The following is a 4,561-nucleotide window of genomic DNA, read 5'->3' as shown; positions in this document are numbered from 1 at the left end:
GCCAGTTCGAGAACACCTTCATGATGTACCTGCCGCGCCTGTGCGAGCACTGCCTCAACCCGACCTGCGTGGCGAGCTGCCCGTCCGGTGCGATCTACAAGCGCGAGGAGGACGGCATCGTCCTGATCGACCAGGACAAGTGCCGCGGCTGGCGGATGTGCATCTCCGGCTGTCCCTACAAGAAGATCTACTACAACTGGAAGACCGGGAAATCGGAGAAGTGCATCTTCTGCTACCCGCGCATCGAGGCCGGGCAGCCGACCATCTGCTCCGAGACCTGCGTGGGTCGCATCCGCTACCTCGGCGTGCTCCTCTACGATGCCGACCGCATCGAGGAAGTGGCCAGTTCCCCGGACGAGCGCGACCTCTACCATCGCCAGTGCGAGATCTTCCTGGATCCCAACGACCCGGCAGTGATCGCCCAGGCGAGGAAGGACGGCATCACCGAGAACGTGATCAAGGCCGCCCAGGCATCGCCGGTCTACAAGATGGCCATGGAGTGGGGCCTGGCACTGCCGCTGCACCCGGAGTACCGCACCCTGCCGATGGTCTGGTACGTGCCGCCGCTCTCGCCGATCCAGTCCGCCTTTGATGCCGGCAAGATCGAGTTCGACGGCGTGATGCCGAAGATCGAGTCGCTGCGCATCCCGGTACGCTACCTCGCCAACATGCTCACCGCCGGTGAGGAGGCCCCCGTGGTGCTGGCGCTCAAGCGCCTGATGGCCATGCGCCTCTACATGCGGGGCAAGCACGTGGACGGCCAGCCGAATACCAGCGTGCTGGAGGATGTCGAGCTGACCGAGGCCCAGGTGGAGGAGATGTACCGCTACCTGGCCATCGCCAACTACGAGGACCGCTTCGTGATCCCCACCAGCCACCGCGAGATGGCCACCGAGGCCTTCCCGGAGCGGGGTGGCTGCGGCTTCACCTTCGGCGACGGCTGCCACGGCGAGAACAAGTCGAGCCTGTTCAACGGCCGCTCCCAGACCACCACCCTGGTCAAGCCGGTGGAATCCTTCGACCCGAAAGCCGAGGAGGCCCGTCATGACTGATGCCGCCCTCAAGATGGCCGCGCCGGCCGTCGGCATGCGCAGCCTGCGCGTGCTGGCCCGCCTGCTCGACTACCCCACCGAGGAGCTCCAGGCCGCGATCGGCGAGCTTATCGAGATCATCGACCAGGAGCGCCGCCTGCCGGCGGCGCTGTGCACCGCCCTGATGGACTGGTGCCAGCGCATTGCCGACGGCGACCTGCTCGAGCTGCAGTCCGAGTACGTGGCCCGCTTCGACAAGGGGCGCGCCACCTCGCTGCTGCTGTTCGAACACGTCCACGGCGAGTCCCGCGATCGCGGCCAGGCCATGGTCGACCTCATGGCGGAATACAACGCTGCGGGCTTCGAGCTGGATGCCCGGGAGCTGCCCGACTACCTGCCGATCTTCCTGGAGTACCTCTCGACCCGGGAGGAGGCCGAGATCGGCCGCTGGCTGGGCGAGATCCGGCATATCCTCGGCCTGATCACCGCGCGCCTGGAGGAGCGCGGTTCCGATCATGCCCTGGTGCCGCGTGCGCTGCTGGCATTGATCGGCGCCGAGGCAGAGGCCGATGCCCACCGCGAGGAGGTCCAGGGCGAGACTCGCGATGACACCCCCGAGGCGCTGGATGCGGTCTGGGAAGAGGAGGCGGTGCGCTTCTCCGCCGAGTCCGACGAGGATTGCGCCCTGCAATCCGCCGAGGGCCGCCGCCTGGCCGAGCGCAAGCAGGGCGTCCAGAGCGAGGCCGTTCGCATTCTCTCACCCGAGGCGATGCCTCCGGTGACGGGTCGTTAACAGGAGAATCACCATGTCCGCATTCGGTACCTATCTCGACCACCTGATCTACGGCTACTACCCCTATCTGGTCGGCACCGTCTTTCTGGTCGGCAGCCTGCTGCGCTACGACCACGGCCAGTTCACCTGGAAGGCCGGCTCCAGTCAGATGCTCTCCTCGAAGAACATGCGCCTGGCCAGCAACCTCTTCCATATCGGCATCATCGTGATCTTCTTCGGTCACCTGTTCGGCATGCTGACGCCGCACTGGGTCTACTCGCCCTTCCTGCATGCTGGCACCAAGCAGCTGCTGGCCATCGTGGTGGGCGGCATCGCCGGGGCCATGTGCCTGGTGGGCGGCGCCATGCTGCTGCACCGCCGCATTACCAACCCCAGGGTGCGGGCCTCATCCAGCCCCATGGACACCGTTATCCTCGGGCTGATCGTCTTCCAGGCCTTCCTGGGCATGGTCACCATCCTCTTCTCGCTGGGCCACATGGACGGCGAGATGATGGTCACCCTCTCCAGCTGGGCCCAGGCCATCGTCTTCTTCGGCGGCGGCGCGGCAGCCTACATGGAGAACGTCTCCTGGATCTACAAGCTGCATATCTTCCTGGGGCTGACCATCATCCTGCTCTTCCCCTTCTCGCGCCTGGTCCACGTGTGGAGCGTTCCGTTCGGCTATATCACCCGTCGCTACCAGCTCGTGCGCAAGCGGGGCTGAGGAGTCATCACCATGCAGAAGATCGATATCGAACTGATCCCGGGGGGCGCGAGCCCCCCTCCCATCCGGGTCGGCGCGGTCACCATCGAGGAGGCCGACATCGCCCAGGAGATGCAGTACCACCCGGCGGACTCCGCCGGGACCGCCCAGCTCAAGGCGGCCCGGGCGCTGGTGGTGCGCGAGCTGCTGAGCCAGCGCGCCGCGGCACTGGGCCTCGCCGAAGGCGAGGCGCTGGACGACGCCGATGCCGCCATCGCCGCCCTGCTGGAGCACGAGCTTGACGTGCCGGAGCCCTCCGTGGAGGACTGCCGCCGCTTCCATGCCGCCCACCCCGAGCGCTTCAGCGAGCCCACCCTCCTGAGGGTGCGCCATATCCTGCTGGCCGCGGCGCCGGATGACGCCGAGGCCCGGGATGCCGGCTATCGCCAGGGCGAAAAGCTCCTCAATGCGCTCGCCGAGATTTCCGAGCGTTTCACCGAGTTCGCCATGCGCCACTCTGCCTGCCCCTCGAAGGAGCAGGGCGGCGAGCTGGGCTGGCTGGCCCCGGGGCAGACCGTCGCCGAGCTGGACCGCGCCCTGCAGCACCTGCCGGAAGGGTTGCACGACCGTCCCCTGGCCTCCCGCTACGGCTGGCACCTGGTCAGCATCGACGAGCGTCGCGAGGGCCGCGAGCTGCCCTATGAGCAGGTGGCCGAGCGCGTGCGCCACAGCCTGCGCGAACAGTCCACCCGTCGTGCGCTGCGCCACTATCTGCTGATGCTGGAGGCGGAGATCGGCGTCGAGGGGGTCACCCTGGATGACGACAGCGCCAACTCGCTGATGCAGTGAGACGAGGGCCGTGCTCGGCCCTCCCTCACGCGCTTTCCCTTTGCTTGCCGCCGCCCGCGCCATGGGCGGCCAGGAGGACTCCATGGCCCATGTCCACGCCGACACTCCCTTCGCCCCGCTGGGCATCGCCGTGCTGACCGTCTCCGACACCCGCGGGTTCGAGGAGGATGGCAGCGGTGACCTGCTCGCCGAGCGCCTCACCGAGGCCGGCCATGCGCTGGTCGAGCGGCGCATCGTCCCCGACGATGTCTACCGCATTCGCGCGGTGGTCTCCAAGTGGGTGGTGCGTGACGATATCCAGGTGGTGCTGGTCAATGGCGGCACCGGCTTTACGCCCCGCGATACCACGCCGGAGGCGCTTACCCCACTGTTCGACAAGGCCATCGACGGCTATGGCGAGCTGTTTCGCCAGCTGTCGCTTGCGAGCATCGGCACCTCCACCATCCAGTCCCGTGCCGTGGCCGGGCTGATCGATCGCACCCTGGTATTTGCCATGCCCGGCTCGCCGAAGGCCTGCGCCACCGCCTGGGACGGCATCCTGGCCGCCCAGCTCGATGCCCGCACCCGGCCCTGCAACTTCGTGGCCATGGTGCTGCCGGACGCCGAGCGCTGCGCCAGTCGGCAGGCGCCCGAGACCGAAGCGGTCCGTCAGGCGGTGGAATCATGAGCGGCTGCGGCTGCGCCGAGGTCGTCACCCCGGGGCTGCTCGACCTCTTCGACGCCCGGGCGCGGATGATCGCCGCGGCGAGGCCCATCCGCGGGTCCGAGCGAGTGATGCTCGCCGAGGCCGCCCGGCGGGTGCTGGTTGATGAGGTGCGGGCGACCCTGGACATGCCGGGTGTCGATAACAGCGCCATGGACGGCTACGCCCTGCGGCTGGCGGAGCTTTCTTCCGCGGGCCTGCCGGTGATGCTGCGCGTGCCGGCCGGTGCCGGCGTGCTGCAGCTTCCCGAAGGGGGCTGCGCGCGGATCTTCACCGGTGCGCCGGTGCCGCTGGGTGCCGACGCCGTGGTGCCCCAGGAGTGGGTGCGCCTGGACGGCGAAGGCCGCCTGCATGTCGATGGCGATCTCGCCGCGGGCGCCAATATCCGCCATCGCGGCGAGGAGACTCGTGCGGGCGAGCTGCTGCTGCCGGGCGGGTCGCGCCTGGACGCCGCGGCCATCGCCCTGCTGGCCAGCCACGGCGTCGGCGAGGTGGCGGTGATA

The 4,561-nt window shown here is 68.3% G+C and carries 5 protein-coding genes and 1 pseudogene; all 6 read left to right on the top strand.

The window, feature by feature from the left end:
• Window positions 1-1,052: nitrate reductase subunit beta (gene narH, locus IBX53_RS14815; protein WP_290910755.1), on the top strand; the 1,052-nt coding region annotated here is incomplete at its 5' end.
• Window positions 1,045-1,824 (top strand): nitrate reductase molybdenum cofactor assembly chaperone, encoded by a 780-nt coding sequence (gene narJ / locus IBX53_RS14810; protein ID WP_290910752.1) that lies wholly within the window; start codon window positions 1,045-1,047, stop codon window positions 1,822-1,824. The genes narH and narJ, both read left to right, overlap by 8 nt.
• 13 nt (window positions 1,825-1,837) lie before the next feature.
• Window positions 1,838-2,527 carry a respiratory nitrate reductase subunit gamma gene (narI, locus tag IBX53_RS14805; protein ID WP_290910749.1) on the top strand — a complete coding sequence of 230 codons (690 nt, stop codon included), beginning with the start codon at window positions 1,838-1,840 and terminating at the stop codon, window positions 2,525-2,527.
• A gap of 12 nt (window positions 2,528-2,539) precedes the next feature.
• Window positions 2,540-3,355, top strand: coding sequence for a peptidylprolyl isomerase (locus tag IBX53_RS14800; RefSeq protein ID WP_290910747.1), 816 nt, complete (start codon window positions 2,540-2,542; stop codon window positions 3,353-3,355).
• 82 nt (window positions 3,356-3,437) lie between these two features.
• Window positions 3,438-4,022, top strand: coding sequence for a molybdenum cofactor biosynthesis protein B (gene moaB / locus IBX53_RS14795; RefSeq protein WP_290910744.1), 585 nt, complete (start codon window positions 3,438-3,440; stop codon window positions 4,020-4,022).
• Window positions 4,019-4,561 (top strand): annotated as a pseudogene (locus IBX53_RS14790) (molybdopterin molybdenumtransferase MoeA); the annotation flags it as partial. The gene moaB and the pseudogene IBX53_RS14790, both read left to right, overlap by 4 nt.

The sequence above is a fragment of the Halomonas sp. genome, assembly GCF_014859505.1.
In the GTDB taxonomy this organism is placed as follows: domain Bacteria; phylum Pseudomonadota; class Gammaproteobacteria; order Pseudomonadales; family Halomonadaceae; genus Halomonas.
Note: the sequence above shows the minus strand (reverse complement) of the source record. Positions and strands in the feature narration are given on the sequence as shown.